Annotated in this window: 21 protein-coding genes and 3 pseudogenes; 7 read left to right on the plus strand and 17 right to left on the minus strand. The window is 58.3% G+C overall.

The features are described from left to right. Positions 1-3: 3 nt before the first annotated feature. Both BCAL_RS13030 and BCAL_RS13035 read right to left on the minus strand, forming a co-directional pair. Positions 4-1014 (minus strand): sensor histidine kinase, encoded by a 1011-nt coding sequence (locus tag BCAL_RS13030; RefSeq protein WP_238549579.1) that lies wholly within the window; start codon positions 1012-1014, stop codon positions 4-6. A gap of 832 nt (positions 1015-1846) precedes the next feature. Continuing rightward, the gene (locus BCAL_RS13035) at positions 1847-2305 is read right to left on the minus strand and encodes an IS3 family transposase (protein WP_238549580.1); all 459 of its coding nucleotides are present in this window, start codon (positions 2303-2305) and stop codon (positions 1847-1849) included. Positions 2306-2721: 416 nt separating this feature from the next. Between BCAL_RS13035 and BCAL_RS13040 the strand changes: the two genes are divergently transcribed. The 3 genes from BCAL_RS13040 to BCAL_RS01615 all read left to right on the plus strand — a co-directional run bounded on the left by BCAL_RS13040 (position 2722) and on the right by BCAL_RS01615 (position 4407). Then, positions 2722-3252, plus strand: a complete 531-nt coding sequence (locus BCAL_RS13040) for a hypothetical protein (protein WP_152600278.1) — start codon at positions 2722-2724, stop codon at positions 3250-3252. Positions 3253-3258: 6 nt separating this feature from the next. Beyond that, positions 3259-3840, plus strand: a complete 582-nt coding sequence (locus BCAL_RS01610) for a hypothetical protein (RefSeq protein WP_043163790.1) — start codon at positions 3259-3261, stop codon at positions 3838-3840. A 90-nt stretch (positions 3841-3930) separates the two neighbouring features. After that, positions 3931-4407 carry a membrane protein gene (locus tag BCAL_RS01615; RefSeq protein ID WP_043163792.1) on the plus strand — a complete coding sequence of 159 codons (477 nt, stop codon included), beginning with the start codon at positions 3931-3933 and terminating at the stop codon, positions 4405-4407. Positions 4408-4518: 111 nt separating this feature from the next. Here BCAL_RS01615 and BCAL_RS01620 read toward each other — a convergent pair whose 3' ends face one another. Beyond that, the gene (locus BCAL_RS01620; protein WP_052118935.1) at positions 4519-5316 is read right to left on the minus strand and encodes a DNA/RNA non-specific endonuclease; all 798 of its coding nucleotides are present in this window, start codon (positions 5314-5316) and stop codon (positions 4519-4521) included. 266 nt (positions 5317-5582) lie between these two features. On the opposite strand from BCAL_RS01620, the pseudogene BCAL_RS13045 reads away from it, so the two are divergent. Then, positions 5583-5771: pseudogene (locus BCAL_RS13045) on the plus strand (glycogen synthase); the annotation flags it as partial. 371 nt (positions 5772-6142) lie between these two features. On the opposite strand, the pseudogene BCAL_RS13895 reads toward BCAL_RS13045, so the two are convergent. From BCAL_RS13895 to BCAL_RS01660, 8 genes and pseudogenes are all read right to left on the minus strand, one after another. Beyond that, positions 6143-6253, minus strand: a pseudogene (locus BCAL_RS13895) (PTS sugar transporter subunit IIB); the annotation flags it as partial. A gap of 133 nt (positions 6254-6386) precedes the next feature. After that, entirely contained in the window at positions 6387-7262 is an 876-nt protein-coding gene (locus tag BCAL_RS01630) for a PRD domain-containing protein (protein ID WP_043166499.1), read from the minus strand. A gap of 592 nt (positions 7263-7854) precedes the next feature. Further along, positions 7855-8130, minus strand: coding sequence for a hypothetical protein (locus BCAL_RS01635; protein ID WP_043166497.1), 276 nt, complete (start codon positions 8128-8130; stop codon positions 7855-7857). 332 nt (positions 8131-8462) lie between these two features. Continuing rightward, positions 8463-8828 carry a hypothetical protein gene (locus tag BCAL_RS01640; protein ID WP_043166495.1) on the minus strand — a complete coding sequence of 122 codons (366 nt, stop codon included), beginning with the start codon at positions 8826-8828 and terminating at the stop codon, positions 8463-8465. Positions 8829-8847: 19 nt separating this feature from the next. Beyond that, positions 8848-9213, minus strand: a complete 366-nt coding sequence (locus BCAL_RS01645; RefSeq protein ID WP_043166493.1) for a YccF domain-containing protein — start codon at positions 9211-9213, stop codon at positions 8848-8850. A gap of 19 nt (positions 9214-9232) precedes the next feature. Further along, positions 9233-9487, minus strand: a complete 255-nt coding sequence (locus BCAL_RS01650; protein WP_043166491.1) for a hypothetical protein — start codon at positions 9485-9487, stop codon at positions 9233-9235. A 298-nt stretch (positions 9488-9785) separates the two neighbouring features. Next, entirely contained in the window at positions 9786-10211 is a 426-nt protein-coding gene (locus tag BCAL_RS01655) for a DUF3592 domain-containing protein (RefSeq protein ID WP_152600381.1), read from the minus strand. After that, a complete protein-coding gene (locus BCAL_RS01660; protein ID WP_043166487.1) occupies positions 10192-10608 on the minus strand; it encodes a DUF3592 domain-containing protein in 417 nt (138 codons plus the stop codon). Before BCAL_RS01660 ends, BCAL_RS01655 begins: the two co-directional genes overlap by 20 nt. 211 nt (positions 10609-10819) lie before the next feature. Here BCAL_RS01660 and BCAL_RS01665 point away from each other — a divergent pair, with 211 nt between their 5' ends. Continuing rightward, positions 10820-11206 carry a hypothetical protein gene (locus tag BCAL_RS01665; RefSeq protein ID WP_043166571.1) on the plus strand — a complete coding sequence of 129 codons (387 nt, stop codon included), beginning with the start codon at positions 10820-10822 and terminating at the stop codon, positions 11204-11206. A gap of 97 nt (positions 11207-11303) precedes the next feature. Here BCAL_RS01665 and BCAL_RS01670 read toward each other — a convergent pair whose 3' ends face one another. After that, entirely contained in the window at positions 11304-11582 is a 279-nt protein-coding gene (locus tag BCAL_RS01670) for a hypothetical protein (RefSeq protein WP_043166484.1), read from the minus strand. Positions 11583-12028: 446 nt separating this feature from the next. Here BCAL_RS01670 and BCAL_RS01675 point away from each other — a divergent pair, with 446 nt between their 5' ends. Beyond that, the gene (locus BCAL_RS01675) at positions 12029-12646 is read left to right on the plus strand and encodes a DUF1963 domain-containing protein (protein WP_043166482.1); all 618 of its coding nucleotides are present in this window, start codon (positions 12029-12031) and stop codon (positions 12644-12646) included. A 109-nt stretch (positions 12647-12755) separates the two neighbouring features. Next, entirely contained in the window at positions 12756-13937 is a 1182-nt protein-coding gene (locus BCAL_RS01680; RefSeq protein WP_238549581.1) for an ATP-binding protein, read from the plus strand. Between the two features lie 38 nt (positions 13938-13975). Here the strand turns inward: BCAL_RS01680 and BCAL_RS01685 are convergent, their stop codons facing one another. From BCAL_RS01685 to BCAL_RS14015, 5 genes and pseudogenes are all read right to left on the minus strand, one after another. Beyond that, positions 13976-14692 carry an HAD hydrolase-like protein gene (locus BCAL_RS01685; protein ID WP_043166478.1) on the minus strand — a complete coding sequence of 239 codons (717 nt, stop codon included), beginning with the start codon at positions 14690-14692 and terminating at the stop codon, positions 13976-13978. 218 nt (positions 14693-14910) lie between these two features. Beyond that, positions 14911-15255: an RNA polymerase-binding protein RbpA gene (locus tag BCAL_RS01690; protein WP_043166477.1), complete on the minus strand. Its 345-nt coding sequence runs from the start codon at positions 15253-15255 to the stop codon at positions 14911-14913. 79 nt (positions 15256-15334) lie between these two features. Then, positions 15335-17875: a DEAD/DEAH box helicase gene (locus BCAL_RS01695; protein WP_238549590.1), complete on the minus strand. Its 2541-nt coding sequence runs from the start codon at positions 17873-17875 to the stop codon at positions 15335-15337. A gap of 57 nt (positions 17876-17932) precedes the next feature. Next, complete coding sequence (locus tag BCAL_RS01700) at positions 17933-18253, minus strand: hypothetical protein (protein WP_043166473.1); 321 nt, start codon at positions 18251-18253, stop codon at positions 17933-17935. A gap of 73 nt (positions 18254-18326) precedes the next feature. Then, positions 18327-19409 (minus strand): annotated as a pseudogene (locus BCAL_RS14015) (helix-turn-helix transcriptional regulator); the annotation flags it as partial. Positions 19410-19472: the final 63 nt, after the last annotated feature.

Genomic DNA, 19472 nt, shown 5'->3' on the forward strand with positions numbered 1-19472 from the left:
GAGTTAGCTCCTTTGAGTAGTTGTAGTTGGCACTTCGATATAAATAGTCCATTCGTTGCCGTCAATGGCATAGGAAATAAAACCGCCAAAAGAATAGATATCATTACGCAGGAGAGTCAGTCCATTATCTGATTGATGTTGATTCATTTGCATTTGATCAGTAGATACACGGTTTGAAGAAAGAACGATGATTGAATCATCGGTGATTTCAACGGAAAGTGCGTACTCTTCCGGAGAGCCATGTTTGAGGATATTGCCGCCGAGTTCTCGAATGCAATTAATTATAAAAAGAACGTGTGCTGTGTCAAGTCCATTTGCATCTCCTATGAACTGCGGATGGCCTTTGAATCCGCATTCGTGGAGTTGACGTGCAATGGTTAGGTTCGTTCTTCTGATTCTCGTCGCAGGAGTTGACTGGATGATTTGGATATCAGAAGAGCATTGCTCACTTTGGAAGACTTGCTCCCTAAGTGGCAGTATCACTTGGCTTCGTAGTTGTTCCAGTACACTCTCCAAGGTTTCTGTCACACTGCTTAAATAGTTGTTTTGAGATTCGTTTGATTGGGAATTCAACTTACGTATTTCCAGTATTGCATATACGAGGTCATTGGCAATTGAGTCGTGAAGAATATGAAGCAATGCTAGCTGGTTCTTCCGTTGTGCTTCTTTCTCTTGCATTATTGATTGTTGACGCGCTTGATTAAGTCCGTATCGGAGTAGTGTACCAACGCACCATGCCATGCTGATTGGTTGCAATATGTAAGGAATTCCCTGTATTGCGGTCTGTATGACAACGAAAGGCGAAATTTGTTCAAGGATTAACAGAGACTGTGCTGCCGCTATGAATATAAGAGAGGTGGCAATCTTTCCCCAGTGAAATGCAATGATGGTAATAGATAATAGAAAAGGGTAGGAAGATAACCAATAGGAATCTGTGCTCCCATAAAAAACAATACATGTAGCTAAAATGAAAAATGATGTGATAAAAGGGTAGAAGGGGAGTGCGATAAGCAATACTAGAATGACGGCATACTTGACGTGCTCCGACGTTGGTGGGTTAATTGAGTTGGACCAATCTACAATATGGAGCAACATGCAACATGCTGTAACAATGAGGTAAATTAGTTTTTGTCTCTTGAATAGTGACTTTAATGACTTCATTCTATCTGACCACTATTCTAGTTACCGTTCCAGAGATAAAAAAAGATCTATTTGGAATTAGCATTGTGGTATTAATCTTATTGTCAGCTCCATGCCAAGTGACAGTGACGTTCCATTGGCCAGAATATATTCGACGGATATTATTCCATGAGCCGGTATACACCCCTTTTTTCGAAAAGCAGAATCTTCCATGTCCATATATACATGCGTCTCCTGCGGATGTAACGTTGTTGTATGAATACAGATAATGGTTTGAAGTAGATCCCATTTCTTGTGTAGTAGGGTAAGGGGTGAACGTGAGTATCATTGAGGTAATGATGCTGATAATTATTTTCATTGTGCCTCATGTAATTACTATTTTAGGATTTGCATGCTTATGCATGTGTCAAGAGTCAGATGTTCATGTGTAATTGAAAAATTAAGATGGTGATGAGTATAATTTTTACTCATTTCCATTGCTGGTATATTTGTAGCTCGTTATTGTGCTTGTCTTGTTAAATATACATTTTCATTGTATCATAAGTTCAGACTGTTTAGAGTGTCCACTGGTCCGTCGTTTGATGCGATTTCGGATACGGCGTTCCACTTTAGATGGCTCTTCGGGTGTTTGTGTGGGTGTGGATCATTGGTCTGGGATAGTGACGTTTTTTGGACTTCGTTGTCTGAATGGTCGTCCTGAACGTTATCACATGTGTTTCAGGCGACGAGCCCGAGACAGCCCCGGTCCGAGTGGATGACGGGCGCCCGGCCGATCTCGCCCCTGTACGAGCTGTTGCGTTTCGCGCTTTTGAACACGGGCAACGAGCCCGTGCATGGTCATCAGCCGCATGATCCGCTTCGCCGACGCGATGACGCCCGCGCTCCTGAGCTCCTGATGGATGCGCTTGTACCCGTATCGTCTCCTGCTGTTCTCGAACGCCTCGCGTACCAGGGCCAGCAGGTCACGGTCCCTGTCGGGCCGGTTCATGGGCTTCAACTGGTAGTAGTACGTGCTGCGCGCGATACCGACCCGTCCCAGCAGGTCCTCGGCCCGGACGCCGTGCTCCTCACTGACGGCCCTGATCAGCGTCGCCTTTTCTCGGTTGGTCAGGTTGTCCGGGTCTGCGCCCGGCTTTTTTCCCACCAGCTCCGCGGACTTGCGCATGATCGCGAGGCGGTGCCGTTTTCTTGGACTTGGTTTCCGGGAGGCGGACTATGGCGAAGTACACGAGGGAGCGGCGGCGGCGTGCATTGGAGTTGCATACTTGGTACGGGCGTTGCGTTGCGGATATGATCCGGGAGTTGGGTCATACCAGTAGGGATGCGTTGCGCATGTGGCACCGGGGCTGGCTCGAGGAACAGAAAACCGGGCTGTGTCAGCGAGGGGTGATGAACTGTCCATTCGTATGAGGTGTTTCTCGCGCGGAGATGGGAGTCGTTCTGTATACTATCTGATACATAGAGGCCAATGCTTCTGTGCTACTCCAACGACATCGTTGTCGTCGATACTTGTTTCATGGTTGAAGGCGATATGCGTGACTATATCAAACATGAATAGGTTTCTGCACTAAGGATATCATCATGGGTGCCATCAAGAGATTTGTCGCATTGATTATGGCGTCGTTTCTTTCTCTTTTTATCGGATCTCCAGCATTTGCTGTCGAAAGTAGCGGCAATGTTGAGCTTCGGTCATGTCCCGAGGTTGGTCAGACATCGGTTACCGCTACCATCGCCAACCGTAACTATCATATCGGTGTGGGGCCGATTTTCCGTGCCGGCCCTGGTGGAACAGTCACTGCCTCGACCGCAAAAAGTTATACAATAAGTGTTACGTCCAACGTATCGGGCAGTATAACTGCTGGGCAAATCGTTCAGGCTTCGGTTTCCGCAGGGGTCTCTGGTGCAGCGTCTTCCACTAGTTCGACTTCGTACCAGTATTCGCGCGATATCTCTCCTGGGCGATACGGAAACATGCAATACGGCAACTTTGGAACTCGAGTGAACGTCAAGAAAACCACCATAGTCGCTCCTTGCAACGTTAAAGTTCTTGCTTCCGGAAGCGCTGTTGTGCCAAGTTCGAATGTATGGGGTTATAATTACTGGGAGAGTTAGGGCATCATGAATGATCGAAAGAACGTAAGGACGAAGGCGGCGATTGTAGTTGCCGTGATCGTCCTGCTGACAGTTGTGATCGGCGCCATGTGGGTTGGTTTCTTCAACGGCGGTAACGGCGAGGGGAATTCCCGCGGTTCGACGACGGCGAAGACTCCAAACTCCTCCTCCGAATCGGACACTGCGCATGTTCTTGATGAGAAAAGCGTGGCCAAACTCAACAAGACTGTGAAAGACGCTGCCGAAATCGATTCGATACACTATCGCATGCGTGCCGGCGCGCGTCCTAGTTACCGGACTGACAATCACGGCAAGCGACAGACCATGGCCATCCTCGATGTCGATAATTCGACATGGGACGCTGGGGACTACCAGCTCACGGTCTACTGCATGGGTACCGGGACGCTTGACGTGTCCTTCTCCATCGGGGAGACGCACGAGGAACGCTCCATGACCTGTTCGAAAGACATCGCACAGGAGTCATTGAACGTGCATACCGAAGGTGCTGACAAAGGGCAGGTCGGCATCACACCGTCCGAAGATTCAAAGTGCGAAATCGCCTATCTGACCTACCAGTCTGTCTCGTGAAACGGTACGCGTCGGTACTGATGCCGTCATGTGAGGGAATCCTGCGGTACTATCTACCGCAGGATTCTTTTTACCAAAGGAGTGGTTTGAATGCCGAATCGTGCGGAACGTCGCGCCAAGGCGAAGGCCGATCGTAGGGGAGTGCCGTCGCAGTACGACTCCACCCGCGGCCGCGGCCGGTCGGGAATGATCGATGAGTACCAGCTGCAGGAGCGTTCCCGCAGACTGCAGGAGGGCGAGTCCGTAGGCCCGTGGAAGCCGACCGGCGGCACGATCGAGGCCGACGCCGAGACCGCGACGCTCACCACCAATCCCAACTACCGGGATCCGCAGGCGTTCCGCGCCCCGCATTCGACCCGCCAGTGGTTTCGCGTGGGCAGCTGGACGCTGATCACGCTCGCCGTCATCGCGTTCTTCGTGGTCATGTGGCTGCCGAGCGCCGCCCGCCCGATGTGGCTCGTCGCCACCGTCGCCGGCGTGTTCATCGTCGGCGTGGTGAGCCTGTTCTTCACCGCCGGCGACTCGAAGCACAATCCGAATCTCGACCAGAACGGCACCGCCGTCTGATCAGTCCGACCGTCGTCCGGAATCCGTTGGCGGAATCGCAGGACCCGCAAATGACGCGAATATGAGAAAAGCGCACGATATGATGTCGTGCGCTTTTCTCATATAGTTCGTCTACTTCGTGCCGCCGTTCATATAGTCGATGTCGAAGCCGGCGGCCGTATTGTACGTGATCACATGCTCGTCTATCGACCCGTCGGACGTGCGAATGTCCACATCCACCGTACGGGGAAGCAGCTCGTCGCCCGTATACCGCGGGGTCGCCATATACTCGATCGTGCCGTTCCTGTGCGAACGCAGCCAGTCACGTGCCCTGGACTCCGTGTAGGCCATGCCGCCCGGCGTCGCGTCATTGTCACCCACGTTCTGCGTTCGGGTGCCGGTGACCATGTTGCGTTCCGCATCCTCGCCGCCGAGGCTCTTGGCGATCAGGTGCGAACGGTTGAACAGATAGCCGTGGTACTTGTCGCCGTCGGAGAAGACGATCTCGACCTTCGGATTGTGCTCCGGCCATCCGGCGATGGTGTCCGGCATGTCACGCTCCCTGTCGGAGCCCGACTGCATGAGCTGGTATGTGACGACGCCGACCGCCATGCCAGCCCGACCCAGCGAGTCAAGCTCCGAGTAGCGGATCTCGCCGGCCGAGGGCATGGTCCCGGCTGCGGAGAAATCGGCCTTGCCAGTCACCTTGTAGTAGTTGGGCGCGTCCGTCTCGGACCAGGTGCCGTCACTGCCGGATGATGTCGAAGAACTCGACTGCGATGCACTCGACTGCGAACTGTTCGCATAGTTGCGCGCCTCGTCGATCAGCGACTGCGCGTCGGACGCTGAGCATCCGCCGGCCGTGATCGTCAATAGACCGGCAAGCAGTCCGGCAATGACCTTGTTGAACAATGCATGCTTGTGCGACACGATGGTATTCCTCTCTGACGTCGTGATGCATAGATTCGTCATCCTACAACCTGATTGCCGAAACCAGGTGCCTGACTCACGAGACGTTCACGATCACGTTCACGTTCACAGCCAGAAGGCGGACGGGTAAGTAATCGAGTGCAATGCGGGGATACTGTATCGCGGAATCAGGAAACGCAGGATGCAAGGTTGTGCGTTTTTCCGTATGTCGTGCCGTAGAGTGGGAACTGCTGGATTCTCTAATCGTCAAAGAGAGGTAGGAACCAATGAAGGTCGACATTCTCACCCGCGAATACCCGCCGCACGTCTACGGTGGAGCCGGCGTGCATGCCGAGGAGCTGTCCAAGGTACTGGCCGAGCGCGTCGACGTGACCGTGCGCGCGTTCGACGGTCCCCGCACCGAGGCTGATGTTCCGGCCATCCCCAACGCCGCCGAGGCGAAGGGATMGCTCAAGGGCGCGTCGCCGATCGCGAGGAAGATCGTGTACACGGAGCTCTTGGAGTCCATCCAGCCGAGCATGGAGAACAGGGAGAGCAGCGCCTTGAGCACGCCGCCGCCGGCGATGGCCGGGACGAGCGGCTGGAACACGGCGATGAAGAAGTCGAGCGCGGCCCTGCCCGCACGCTTCATGTTGAAACGGCCGGGCTTCGCGTCCGCGGGGGCGGCGGCCGCGTTGGACGGGGAGTCCGATCCGATGCCGGGCATTTTCATGATCTCGTCGTACACTTCGACGACGTCGTTGCCGATGATGACCTGGAACTGGCCTCCCATGGCCACGCCCAGCACGCCGGGCACTTGTTTGAGGGCCTCCGGGTCGGCCTTGGACTGGTCTTTCAGGGTGAAGCGCAGTCGGGTGGAGCAGTGTTCGAGCTGCTGCACGTTGCCTGTGCCGCCGACCAGTTCGACGACGGCCGACGCTGTCTTACGGTAATCCATGACGAACTCCTTTATTCGTGGAATGGTGGTGTGGTCTGCTTGTCTGTCGGTTGCCCCGCTCCCGGTTCGGGCATGGCTTGCGCCGGCCCATGCGGTCGGACCGCGTGGGAACAGGGTGTGTGTGGTTGATTCCTTATGCCGGTTGGGCGGTGGGGGAGTCGAACGCGTTGGGGCGGACGTCGCGCACCACGTTGGCGATGTGGTAGGCGAGGTAGCCTTTCTCGGCGTCGGTGACCTTGGCCTTGTAGTTCATTTCGATGAACAGGGCGATCTTCGACGCGCAGTCCGCGGCCTGCGGGTACTCCGTCAGGGAGAGCCGGTACAGCATGGTGTCCGCGTTCTCCTGGGATTCGCGCTTGTCGAGCACGCGTTTGACGAAGAACTGCAGGTGGCGCATGAACCGCTCGTAGTGCAGTGACGTCTCGTCGAACTCGATCGAGAAACGCACGCGGATGATCTCGAGGATCGTGGCGATGAGCCTCGGGGCGCGCATGGTCACGTCGAAGTCGTGGTTCATGGACGCGTTGACGATGTGCAACGCGATGGACCCGACCTCGCTGTCCGAGATGCGCACGTCCATGTGCCGTTCGATGATCGCCCTCGCCTTCGAAGCCAGGGCGTACTCCCGCCGGTAGATCTGCTTGATTTCCATGAGGAACGGGTTCTGCAGGACAAGGCCGCGCTTCTCGCGCTCCAACGACAGGCAGATATGGTCCATCAGCGTGATGTAGATGTTCTCGCTGAGTTCCAGATCGGACTCCCGTCGGATCATGGCGACGATCTCCTCGGTGATGGTGAAGTAGACGTCCGGGACCGTGTCGAGCAGTTCCTCGACCCGGTTGAGCACCGTCTTGTCCTCGGGCAGGAAACGCTTCTCCACCTTGGACTCGTCCAGTTCGTCACCGTTGCGTCGGTTGAAGCAGATGCCCTTGCCGGTGACGACCATCTCCTGACCGTCCTCGGACAGCACCACCGCGACGTTGTTATTGCAGACCCTGAGAATCCTCATCGGGCGACCTCCTCTCCACCAAGAGGGGAGACACGGACGACCGCACATGGCATACCGGGAGACACAGGGTTGATGTTCGGCATGATTCACCTCCTCGTCAAAAAGACTTCGTTATCTTTCTGTTCAAGAAGCCAGATCACGCCCACTGAAGGTAACAATTCTCAGCAACTTCGAAAGTGAATATAGCATGAACGCCGATATCGGGCAATCCCGGCGTGTCCACATGGGAAAGGCGGCATACTGGCCGTTTTAGTGCGGGTCGTCGTCCGGGAACCACAGGTTGAACGGGTCGGCGGGGTCGGGCCATCACACGTGGTCGTGCGTGCACGCCCACCCGTCCATACGCCCGTCGGGATCGTGGTGCATGGTCAGGGCGTCCGCAGTCGGCGCACCGCCATGCGTGGACGGGCAATGGCGGGGACGGGGCGCGCTTGGGATGGTGTCGCGTGACGCCGGTCGGTCGTGTGGTCAGGGTTGACGTCGCCGTTCGTGAACGTCATGCAGATCCAGTTGTTGACGGCGGCCATGCGGGCGGTCAGGAACGCGTCATGTTCCCTTGAACGACCGGTTGGACACGTCCAATGCGATGAAGTCAAGGTCGGTCAACGGTTCCCTTGTCGTCGGTGAAGTCGCCGAGGCCGCGCCCGTTCACCTCGTCGGGGAGCGGCTCGTCGCCCTGCGTGTGCAGGAACATGGCGCGCCCGTCGCGGCGGCGCACGCCGATGCAGGTGACGTCGAACCCGGCGCCGGGGTAGAGGGTGTCGAGCGCGTCATGCAGTTCGCGTCGCGCCCGGTATCTGCCGTTCGCCGTCCTGGACAGTCCTCCCGATCCCTTGTCGCGTCTCGTCGATTCGTTCCGTCGCGCCATTCGCGTTCCTTTCGCCGTGTGTCCCCGGGGTGTTTCCACGACCCCTTATGCGTCCAACGTCGTGTGACTATCGTGTGATTATCCGAGCCGAAAATAGCCGTTCTCAGCCGAAAATAGCCAACACGCCCATAATGGCGATACGAGACGGAACCCTCGGAAACATTGACGTTCCAAGGGATGCGGGGGATTCACCCAAATCCTTTCTGACATAACGTACATTATCGGCTAACTTGGTATGGGGGTGAAATACAAGCTCTCTCATGGTTATTGTGCGTTGCGTTATGTGCGGACCGTCGCATCGATTGCGCTGAGTATGCCACGTCGTCTTCCGTCTACCCCGGTATCACCGGCGCTGGGTCGATCATATCCGCCACGGCGAGGAATCCGATGAACGCAACCGGCAATGCGACTATCGCCAATATCCACTCGGCGAGCACACGCGCTATCCCGACGATCATGCGCCGACGCAATTCGGCTGGGTTAGCCGGTGCGTCATCCAGAAACGACATAAAGAATGAGATGATCCAGCAAAGCAGACCAAGCGCATAGCATATGAACGCCATGACTGCGGCCGTCTGCCCCAGCTGTGCCACCATGTCGAAGAACGGCGGAATCCAGAACGCCGCGACCGGCGCAATCAGCGCGAAACCGGCGATGCGAAGACCGCGGACGATGAGAGACTTGCTGATGTGCGGCATCTTTAAGAAACGATACGGCTCACGCGTCCACGATCTCCGCACCGAACGGCCAGAGGGCGAGCTTGGCCATCTTGAACGATTGGATGCCGAACGGGATGCCGATGATCGTGATGCAGTTGAGTAGTCCGGCGACCACATACCCGATCGCCATCCAGATTCCAACGAGCACGACCCAGATGATGTTCGCGAACGTCGATCCCGCTCCCCCGCCGTATCGCACGGTCTTGCCGAACGGTGTCAGGGTTAGTCCCGCCATCTTGAACGCCTGCAGCCCGAGCGGGATGCCGACGATCGTGACGCACAGCACGAACCCGATGACTGCCCAGCCGATGGCGATCTCGATGCCGCCGAGCACGATCCACAGAATATTGCCGATCAGTCGCATACATGAACTCTCTTGCCCGTCACCGGTTCGCCCATGCGGCGGTCCAGTCCTCGGCGTCGGACAGACGATCGAAGCTCTGGTGCAGGATCCCGTCCACGCCGAACGGCTGGACCGGCATGTCAGCCGGGATCAGCCGGCGAGGCACCTTGACCGACGCGTCATACGGCAGGTTCGGCGAAAGCTTGGCGATACGTGCGGTCACACCGTTCCTTGCTCCCGTCAGATGGGCGGCGAACGTGAACGGATGGGACTCGTCGATGATGAAATTCAACATGATGAAACCCCTTTCAAGAACAGGGTATGAAAGTCAAACGTAAACGGCGGACATTCCAGCGGTGTCTCGGCGGTGTCTCGTGGAAAAGCAGAAAGTGTTGTAGAAGTAAGAAACACCGCGGACCCGTGCATATTCATGAAATCACCCGCGTAAGCGGAACACACTGTATGTATGTTTGTCCTTACCATAATCCTGACCGGGGACGACCGGAACGGACCACGACCGCGAACAAAACGCGTGCCGAACGTATTTCAGCCGTCCGCCTGTCCGGAATGCCACGCCACCTAGCGACCTGCGGCTACAGTAACGTGACCGTCGACAATTCGACACCGATCGCCAACAGCGGAGCACCAGCCCCTATCTTCAGCATCGGACCGACGTATGACGGCCGATCGGCATCCAATCGCGCCGTATGCGGACGGGACGGGTCGCACACGACGGTGACGGTCTGGCCGGGGCGGAACCGCACGTCCTGCCCCCACCCCTTCGAAACGATCGTATATGGCACGCCTCGGATCAGATACCGGACCACGAGATTCCATGTGCCGTCACGCGTATTGCGCAGACGACGGACGATCACGCCGGTCATGGCCAGCCGGCATCCCGACCGCAGCCGACGCACACGAGCAAGCCCGATGGCACCGGCTGCGACGGGTATGGTGCCGATGAGCATGAGGGCCACGCCCAAGGCGAACATCGGGATCTCACGCACTGGCGGCGGCAAGCGCCGCACCAGCCACCAGGCAGACGGCGCCCGCGGCCGTCAGGGTACATGCCATGGAACCGACGTGCCGGTCGGCAGGCAGGTAGGCGACATCCGGGTGAGTGGGATCATAGGCGACGTCGGTCCGCTCGTCCAGATGCATGTCAGGCAACCCGGCCGTGGCCGCGGCCAGCACCGTGCGTTCACGACCGTCGGCGTCATATCGGATCTCCGGCGTCAACGTGAGATTCCAGTCATTCTCATGCTCGACGAAGCGAATGACCGTGCCGCGCGTACGGGCGGTGCAACGGGAATGCAGCATGCGGATACGCTGCAAGACGACAAGTGCGATGAGCAGAACAATAAGACCGGCTGCGAACAGCACGCCACCGACGATGGCCGACGACGAACCGAACATGGTGAATCACTCCTTTGTGGGTTTTCATGGACTATTCTTCCACATGATCTTGACCATGATCCTTCGGAAGATCAGCGCCCGAGGTGATGCCTCGCGCGTGATGCACGCCACAGTCGATTCGGGTGCGCGAAACGTGCGGATATGCGATGATTGAGAGACGACGGTCGTGGTGGGAGCCGTCGATACGGCACGATCGATAAAGGAATCGACCATGACCAATTCAATCAAACGTAAGTTCACCATTCTCGCCGGAGCGGCCGCGGCATTGCTGCTGGTGCTGGGCGTATCCGCATGCGGGACCACGTCCTCGCCTCAACCGGCGTCCGGAGGCACGCAGAACGAACAATCCACGTCGAACGGCGACGATCAGGATGACGTCGGCGATGAGTCGGATGACGATGCAGATGACGCCGACGATGCGTCGGATAATACGGGAGACGACACCAATGACGGTTCCGACGATCGGGATGATGACCAGGATGACGGCAACGACTCAGATGATTCGTCGGACGACGATGCCAACGATGATAACGACGACGATCAGAATGACACCGACGATGATAACGACGACGGGGATGATACGGATGACGACAACTGACCTTTCATAGACGCCGTCCGTACCCGCGATCGATCTCGATCCGACGAGACGCAGCAGATGCATGCCCCCGTCGGATCGAAACCGGTCAGGCTGCAGATCAGGCCGCGACGGTCTGATGTAGCGATCCGGTGAGCCGATCCACCCAAGCGCAGGCCTCGTGCAATCCAGCGAAGGAACCGTGTACGATGACGCGTTTCTTGTCCACAGTGGACGCGTCGCGTGTGACCATCTCCGGCAGCTCATAGAACCCCGGGATGACCACCGTCGCATCATAGGCGAGACTGGGCGCCAGGCGGGTGATCTTCGCGGTGACCCCGGCGGGACCGCCGATCATCGTAGCCGCATAATCAAGATTCGTATGCTGTTTGACGAACATAGTGTGAACGGTAACAACCCATTGTTACGTAACGGCCGACACATATCCATAATGTCGTCCATATCACATAACAGGTCCACATTACGCACATCCATGGCGCATACGACGAATCCGAAAACCGAAGGCACCCGCGCAGTACCAGTACGATCCGACGCGATTCCGCGTAGACTGGAACCGTACCGGATACTTCGGGAAGGGAACCGGCATGGACACAAACAATGATGTGACGACGATTGAAGGACTGTCCTCGACGATCGCGGACATGATACGGGAACGCACTTCGATTTCGGCTGTGGCCCTGCATGTGCAGGCGGCGGACGGCAACGCGATCCTCGATCCACAGACGTTGCGCGACATCGACAATAAGGATCTCGCTTCGCCTGCCCTGACGGACACGAAATACGGTGGCTCCTACCTGGTGCCGACGGAGTGGAACGATCCGGTCGATGCCGACGGAGCGCCCCCTGTTCCTGTTGGCGCAGTGGAATTTCGCGGATCTGCCGCATATGGATGGGTATCCAACGGACGGGTTGTTGCAGCTGTTCATCGTCGAGGACGTCGAGGCGGAGCATTCGTGGGAGATCCGCTATCTGCCTGCGTCGTTGCTCAGCGACGTGCGCGAGGTAGCGCCGTCATGGACGTCCGGCCTCAATGACCTGCCGTTCAACGGTCCCGACGTCACTTTCAAACTCGTCGGCGCCCCTATCTGCAATCCCATGGACATGAGCGACCGAGGAATCGAGGATCTCATTGACGAGTGCCTCGACCAGCTCGGGGACGAGGCTCGCGACTTCTATGACGACAACGACGCGGACATCGACGATCTGCTGTTCGAACTGTTGGGGACGGGCGGACACCTGCTCGGCGGTCATCCCACGTTCACGCAAAATGATCCGCGTGACTGGCTCGATGACGACGATGACCTCGTCCAGCTCGCCCAGATCGACAGCATCGAGTTCTCGATGATGCTCGGCGACAACGGCATCGGCCACATCCTCATCCCCCGCGACGCGTTGCGCGCCTGGGACCTGTCCCGCGCCGTCTATCAGTGGGACTGCTACTGAATCCTGCTGTCGAGGCTGCCGACACACGCCACAGACAACATTTCTCCAGCTCCTCACAAGATCGTGAGGAGCTTTTTTATGTTTTCATAATGTTTTATAATCTTTATGAATGTTTCATAATTCTCCTGAAAGGACTGCCATGGTCAGGACGAATGGGAATCCCTTCAAGCCCAGTGCAGGCCATACTCCCCCATTGCTGATAGGCAGGGATGAAGTCATCGACGATTTCACGGAGGGACTGGACGATGGCCCCGGCGCCCCATCACGTCTGATGCGCATCACCGGCGCCAGAGGTGTAGGAAAGACCGTGCTGCTGTCGGAGTTCACCCGCATAGCGGATGGCCGCGGATGGAAGACCATCCGCGAGTCGGCCTCCAAAGGACTGGCCGCGCGTTTGGTCACTCGTCTGCACTCCGGGAAAGGATCCTTCGGATTCACCATCAATCCGAGCGCGAATATCGCGAACGTTGCAGGAGGCAGCCTTGGAGAATTCCATTACGAATCGCCGCAACAAATGCCGCTGACACTGTCCGATGCGCTACGGAACGTTCTGGACGATGTCGAAAAACACGGTCACGGATTGCTGATCACCATCGACGAGGCCCAAGCCACGGACAAGGACGATATGATCGCCATCGCGACAGCCGCACAGGACATGAACACCGAGAACCGCAACTTCGCGTTCGTGTTCGCCGGATTGCCCTCCATGTCGTCGAAGTGGCTCAATGACGACGCGACCACATTCATGCGCCGCGCCGAACCGCATACCTTGGCGGATGTCTCACTGGACGACGTGGCGGAAGCATTTGAGGACACCTTCTCCGAATCCGGCATGACGATTGCCGGTCAGGCGCTGAGCACCGCCACCGAAGCCACCTATGGCTACCCGTTCATGGTGCAACTGGTCGGCTACCACATCTGGCGGCTCGCCAGCCGCCGGCATCCTCTGGATCCCGTCATCTCCATGGAGGACGCGGAGCCGGGCATTGCCAAGGCGCTTTCCCGACTGGGAGACACGGTGCACGGTCCGGAACTGGACAGCCTCTCCCCCGTGGACAAGACATACCTATTGGCGATGGCCCAGGATGACGGTCCTTCCTCAACATCGGTGATAGCCAACCGCATGGGCAAGGATCTCGGCTACGCCAGCACGTACCGAGCCCGACTGCTGGAGGCTCAGGTCATCGAGGACAAAGGCTATGGTCTCGTTGATTTCGCGATTCCATATTTACGCGAATACCTGCGCGAGCATGCCGCCTACATCCGCATGAGCATCGATCCGGGCAACTGACGGGATGTCACCACCAACGGAATGTCACTGCCGCAACTCTACTTCGCGAAGTACTCCTCGACCGCGGCGCTCAGGTCGGCGATGTCGTCGATGATGCGGTAGCAGCCGTGCTCCTTGAGCTCGCCGGGTTCGGCGTATCCCCAACCGCAGCCGAGGCAGTCGAGCCCGCAGGCGACTGCGCCGTCGGCGTCGGTCCAACGGTCGCCGACCATGAGCGCCTTGTCGCCGGCTGCCGCGTCGAAGTCGATATGCTCGAAGCAGTAGCGGATGACCTGCTCCTTGGTCAGACGTGAGTTGTCCTTGCTGGCGCCGTAGATGCCGGAGACCATCGGGGTCACGCCGAAGCGGTCGCAGATCGGCTTGGCCTGGTATTCGGGCTTGCACGTGGCCACGGCAAGGTAATAGCCGTCGGCGCGCAGGATGTCGAGCTGCTCGGCGATACCGTCGAACACCTTGTTGACGTACCGGCCGGCAACCTTCTGACCGGGGTTGTTCGGGTCGTCGAACACGTTCTGGTTGGCGTAGTAGTCGCGGTAGATGTCGACGGCCTCGTCCAGCCTATCCTCCGGGACATGATTGCGACGTAGCGAGGTGATGATGGCGGGACCCACGAAGCGGTGCAGCTCCTCGTCATCTGGCACCGTCATGCCGATCTTCTTGAAGGTCTCGGTCACGGCCGCGATGATGCCGGGCGCGGAATCGGTGAGCGTGCCGTCCAGATCAAGCAGGACCACGTTCCTCGGATGTTCAGCCATCGGTGTCACTCCCCTGATTATCTCGTCATTTCCTTGTCGGTCACGGGATCATGTTCTTGTACCCCGGGCCGCTTGCCTAGAATAGATTACGTTGTAGCACGGAAGAAAAGTGCCCGGTCCATCGGGCCGGGCACAACGTTCATGCACTGTTCACTCATGACACTCGTTCGCGGTACTCGTATCGCTTATACGTTGCCATTCGTGAATTGCCTAGGGAATCACTCGTAATCTGGGATCCAGCCGTCACGATGCATCTGCAGGCGCTTCTCGAGCAGCTCCTTGAGCTCCTCCTCGCTACGACGTTCAAGCAGCATGTCCCAGTGGGTACGCGTTGGCTTGGCGATCTCGTTGGCCTCGGCGTCCTCTCCCTCGCGATGCGCGGTCGAACCGCAACGGCACTCCCATTCGTCCGGGATCTCGGCTCCCTCGGCGAACGGCAGAATGGTGCGGTGTCCATTCGGGCACACGTAGGCGACCTCTTCGCGCGCGGCGAAGTCGACGTTGGAATCGGATTCCAACGACTTCGCACCGATGCTCATGCCACGCAGACTGCGTTCTGCCATAGTTCACGTCCTCCTTATACGACCTATCAACATTACGAAACAGCTCGGACGAGCGTTATATTCCGGTCTGAGGGAAAACTCAGTCGACGCCGGAATAGGATACGACACCTCGATTGACCATTTCGACCGCTCTACGCGCCCGTTTTGCAAGAGATTCGCTGCCAGGGCCGAGATATGCTTCGGCCGCCGCGATCTGCTGCAGCACGTCGGCAAGCCGCTTGGCATTGCGCACGAAGTCGCCACCGGTCAGTTCGACGCCGTGTAGGACGTCCGCCAGATCCCTTCCATCGGCCCATTCGTACATGATGTCGAGAATGCCGGCATCAAGATCGGGAAGCGGATCGAGTCCGTGATCCTCGCACAGTGCGTTGACCTGGTTGCGGATCGCCTTGAGCTCTCCGGCGGCCACGGCGATCGGACCATGCACCGATCCGGGATAGTAACGCGGCTCGCCACCGAGCCCGCGACGCGCCTCATACACCAGCAGCGACAGCACCGCAGCAAGACCTGCCGGGGGAAGCAGATCAAGAGCGCCGGTGAGGATCGCCTGTGCAAGCACCACATCCTGTTCGCTGTACAGGCGGCGCAGCAGCTGTCCGTGCTCGGTGAGCACAAGATCATGCTCACCCGATTGCTCCAGATATCCGAGTTCGGTAAGCACGTCGCAGATGCGATCGAACTGACGCGCCACGGAACCGGTGCGTGAATCGTAGCGTTCCTGCGTACGCATCAGTTCGCGCATCTCGCGAGTCCATCGGTGCCCCCATTTGAGATGCTGCTGCAGGTCGGGGCATTCGCGACACGGATGCTGCTGCTCCTGCCTGCGCAGATCGCCGATGCGCCGATCCAGATCGCGGAACGCGTCGGAACGCGCCTGGTCGGAGGAGAAGGCCGTGTGTTTGAGTCGATTGCGTTCGGTTTTCTCAAGATCGCTCAGCTGCATGCGAAGGGTCATGAACTGTCTGAAATCACCGTGATCGCATGCAAAGGCGCGCTCGTAGCCCTCGATAGCCTCACGGAGCGTGGCCATGCGCGATTCCAGCTGCCATGCGGAGGCGTTCGCCTCCCATTGCGCGAAGGAATGATCGAGCGTGATGCGGCTGGTCTCATAATCACTGGCGTTGAGCAGGTTCACCGCCATGTTGAACGTGGCCTTGAAGCTCGAGTGCAGCGGATAGACGCGCTTGCTGGAGAGCGCCGCCGCCGTGGCTGGGACGAATCCTCGATGATCGACGACGATCGCGTGTCCGATGGTGTCGATGCCGCGGCGTCCGGCGCGGCCGGTCAGCTGGGTGAACTCCCCCGGCGTCAGCGCCACGTGTCCGGTGCCGTCGAACTTCTCCAGTTTCTCGACCACGACGCATCGTGCGGGCATGTTGATGCCAAGGGCCAGCGTCTCGGTGGCGAAGACCATCTTGACGAGTCCCTCCTCGAACAGTCGTTCGACGATCTGTCGGAACAGGGCCACCATGCCGGCATGGTGGGAAGCGAACCCCTCCTCGAGTGCGAATCGGAAGCGGGAGAAGCCCAACGCCTTGAGATCATCCTGCGAGAGCTGCCCTTCGACCATCTCGTCGACGATGGCGCGGATACGCTTCGCCTCCTGTTCGCTAGTGAGCTCGAGCCCGGCGTTGATGCACTGCTCGACGGCCTGATCGCATCCGTTGCGGGAGAAGATGAAGTAGATTCCGGGCAGCATATCGAGGAAGTTGAGTTCGTCGACGACGGCCCACCGACGCGGCGTATGCCGTTCCGGCTTGCGAGCCGGCGCCCCCGCTCGCCCCCGACCCTTGCCACCGTGGCCATGATCATGGCCCTTGTGAGGACGCTCCGCGCCGGCACGTCTTGCAGCACGCCGGTCGAGCTGGTCGAGGCGATTGGCGAGTTCGGGATTGACCTTGGTGGTCTGCTCACCTGAGTCGTCACGCTGATACAGGTCGATAATCTCCGGCTCGGTGCGGTCGTCCTGCTGAACGATGACATGCTGTTCGAGGGGAACCGGACGGCGCTCGGAGACGACCAGTTCGGTGTCTCCCCTGACCGATGAGATCCATTTGCCGAAATCCTCGACGTTGGAGACCGTTGCGGACAGTGCCACGATGCGTACGCGCTCGGGCAGATGGATGATGACCTCCTCCCACACCGGTCCGCGGAACCGATCGGCGAGGTAGTGCACTTCGTCGAGGATCACGTAATGGAGCGCATCGAGTGTGGTGGAGTGCTCATAGAGCATATTGCGCAGCACCTCGGTGGTCATCACGACGATGTCCGCCTCGGAGTTGATCGAGGTGTCGCCGGTGAGCAGACCCACCTTGTCCTGACCGTACACGTCGACGAGATCGTGGTATTTCTGATTGCTCAGCGCCTTGATCGGCGTGGTGTAGAACGCCTTGACGTTGCGCTCCTGCGCAAGATAGACGGCGAAGTCGGCCACGACCGTCTTGCCGGCTCCGGTGGGTGCCGCGACGAGGACGTTTTTGCCGGCCTCAAGCGCTTCGTCGGCTTGCGTCTGGAAGTCGTCGAGTTCGAACGGCAGGGTACGCGCGAAGCGTGACGCCACACTCGAGGTGCGGATCTGACGCTTCCTGAACGCGGCGTACCGTGCGGCGGGCGAGGACATGACCGCATCGTGATCGCCGTTGCGGTGTTTCTTTGTGATATTGCTCTTTGTGCTCATTTATCCGAGAATGCCGTGACGCCAACGCCGCCATGCCTGAACATGGCGGTCTCGTCTGGCTTCCTTCCTGAGGATCACGCCGACGTGCGCCTCTTCGTAGCGCTCGGCGGCGACCTTCAACGGTTGCGTGAATATCGGTGCCTCGTCAGGATTCTCCTGATCGACCGGCTCGCTCATACGTGTGAGCCGATCTCCGATCCGTGCACCGGTTTCGGAGATCACCGACAATGCGGCGAGGGCACGCCGGAATACGTAGATGCCACCGATGACGAGCATGGCGATCATGAACAGCGCCAGCAGCAGCCAGATCCACCAAGGCATGACTCTTCCCCTTCCGTCTGCGTATGTTCTACGACGATCGTAGAACATACGCGCAAAGCGTCCTGTCGGTCCGTCAATCCGCGTCGCGTGCGGCGATACTCAGCTCGCGCTGTGCACGGGCCACGATCATCGTACGCAGCGTCTCGGGCGCAACGGCGACGATATGACGTGCATGTGCGATGCAGAACGCCACAAACCACGAATCGGATGAGACGATGAGATTCACCTTCTCGCCGTCACCACACGGCGTAACGGTGGCGCCGGGCAGGTTCTTGACGAAGGACATATCCTTCGTGTCGGTGATGAACGCCGCAGCGGTTCCGTTGTCGAAGCTCCACTTGCGCAGCTCGCTCAACGGCATGTCCGGAATATCCAGACGCGTGGTCGGCTCGACGAGCTTCGCCTGTTCGATGCGGGCGATGCGAAGCACCTGCCAGGTGCGCGGCTTGCCGTTGGCCTTGTTGATGGCGGGGTTCTTCAGGATGATGTCCTGCTTGTCCGCCGGAGCCGCTTTGGCCACATCGGTCCATACGGCCACGTAGTACACGCCTTCATCCACATAGATCTTGACCGGTGCCACGAGACGGCGACGATTGTTGCCGGCACCGTCCGTGTAGGTCATGTCAAGCAGGGACTGCGACGTGATGGCTCGTTTGACCATGCCGAAGTTGTGTGGTTCGAGTTCGTAACCGGTCAGGCTCAGCCACGGGGTCTGACCGGGCTTGACATGCTGATGCAGACGATGATAAAGGCTTTCGGCCTGGGCACGTTGATCATCCGGGAGCAGCGGCGAATGGGCCAGATAGCTGACGGATGCGGTGAGCATGCTCAGATACTGGGGTGAGATGCCGGCAAGCCGTTCCAGACCGAGCGAATTGGTTGCCGATACGATGCCCTCGGCATCCAGCAGCGACCAGTCGATGTCGAAGAACTGGCTTCCGGCCATCTCGCCGTCATCGGAAACGGTGGTGAGCGTGTTGATGTCCTTGTGGATCACATTGACGGACTTCTTGAGCTCCTCCGGGGTGCGGGGGCGGCCGATGAACCGTTCGGCGAGCTCCTCGAGCGAGAACTCCTCACCCAGATGCGCGGAGAGGAACAGCATCAGCCGGAGACGACGATCCACCTCGCTGCCGGTCTGGAACGACGACTTCTTGGAACGCTGCTTGGAACCGTCATCCTCATCCATCTCCCGGTCGTTGTCAGTTCGCGTGGCGTC

This window comes from Bifidobacterium callitrichos DSM 23973, from assembly GCF_000741175.1.
GTDB lineage: Bacteria > Actinomycetota > Actinomycetes > Actinomycetales > Bifidobacteriaceae > Bifidobacterium > Bifidobacterium callitrichos.

Bases quoted from the DNA above. Each gene is read 5' to 3' on its own strand.
- BCAL_RS01615 (WP_043163792.1), top strand. From the start codon at position 3,931: ATGCCGAATCGTGCGGAACGTCGCGCCAAGGCGAAGGCCGATCGTAGG.
- BCAL_RS01610 (WP_043163790.1), top strand. From the start codon at position 3,259: ATGAATGATCGAAAGAACGTAAGGACGAAGGCGGCGATTGTAGTTGCC.
- BCAL_RS13035 (WP_238549580.1), bottom strand. From the start codon at position 2,305: ATGCGCAAGTCCGCGGAGCTGGTGGGAAAAAAGCCGGGCGCAGACCCG.
- BCAL_RS01695 (WP_238549590.1), bottom strand. From the start codon at position 17,875: ATGTCCTCGCCCGCCGCACGGTACGCCGCGTTCAGGAAGCGTCAGATC.
- BCAL_RS01690 (WP_043166477.1), bottom strand. From the start codon at position 15,255: ATGGCAGAACGCAGTCTGCGTGGCATGAGCATCGGTGCGAAGTCGTTG.
- BCAL_RS01685 (WP_043166478.1), bottom strand. From the start codon at position 14,692: ATGGCTGAACATCCGAGGAACGTGGTCCTGCTTGATCTGGACGGCACG.
- BCAL_RS01635 (WP_043166497.1), bottom strand. From the start codon at position 8,130: ATGGCGCGACGGAACGAATCGACGAGACGCGACAAGGGATCGGGAGGA.
- BCAL_RS01700 (WP_043166473.1), bottom strand. From the start codon at position 18,253: ATGCCTTGGTGGATCTGGCTGCTGCTGGCGCTGTTCATGATCGCCATG.
- BCAL_RS01665 (WP_043166571.1), top strand. From the start codon at position 10,820: ATGACCAATTCAATCAAACGTAAGTTCACCATTCTCGCCGGAGCGGCC.
- BCAL_RS13040 (WP_152600278.1), top strand. From the start codon at position 2,722: ATGGGTGCCATCAAGAGATTTGTCGCATTGATTATGGCGTCGTTTCTT.
- BCAL_RS01630 (WP_043166499.1), bottom strand. From the start codon at position 7,262: ATGAGGATTCTCAGGGTCTGCAATAACAACGTCGCGGTGGTGCTGTCC.
- BCAL_RS01670 (WP_043166484.1), bottom strand. From the start codon at position 11,582: ATGTTCGTCAAACAGCATACGAATCTTGATTATGCGGCTACGATGATC.
- BCAL_RS01650 (WP_043166491.1), bottom strand. From the start codon at position 9,487: ATGTTGAATTTCATCATCGACGAGTCCCATCCGTTCACGTTCGCCGCC.
- BCAL_RS01640 (WP_043166495.1), bottom strand. From the start codon at position 8,828: ATGCCGCACATCAGCAAGTCTCTCATCGTCCGCGGTCTTCGCATCGCC.
- BCAL_RS01680 (WP_238549581.1), top strand. From the start codon at position 12,756: ATGTTTCATAATTCTCCTGAAAGGACTGCCATGGTCAGGACGAATGGG.
- BCAL_RS01645 (WP_043166493.1), bottom strand. From the start codon at position 9,213: ATGCGACTGATCGGCAATATTCTGTGGATCGTGCTCGGCGGCATCGAG.
- BCAL_RS01660 (WP_043166487.1), bottom strand. From the start codon at position 10,608: ATGTTCGGTTCGTCGTCGGCCATCGTCGGTGGCGTGCTGTTCGCAGCC.
- BCAL_RS01675 (WP_043166482.1), top strand. From the start codon at position 12,029: ATGCCGACGGAGCGCCCCCTGTTCCTGTTGGCGCAGTGGAATTTCGCG.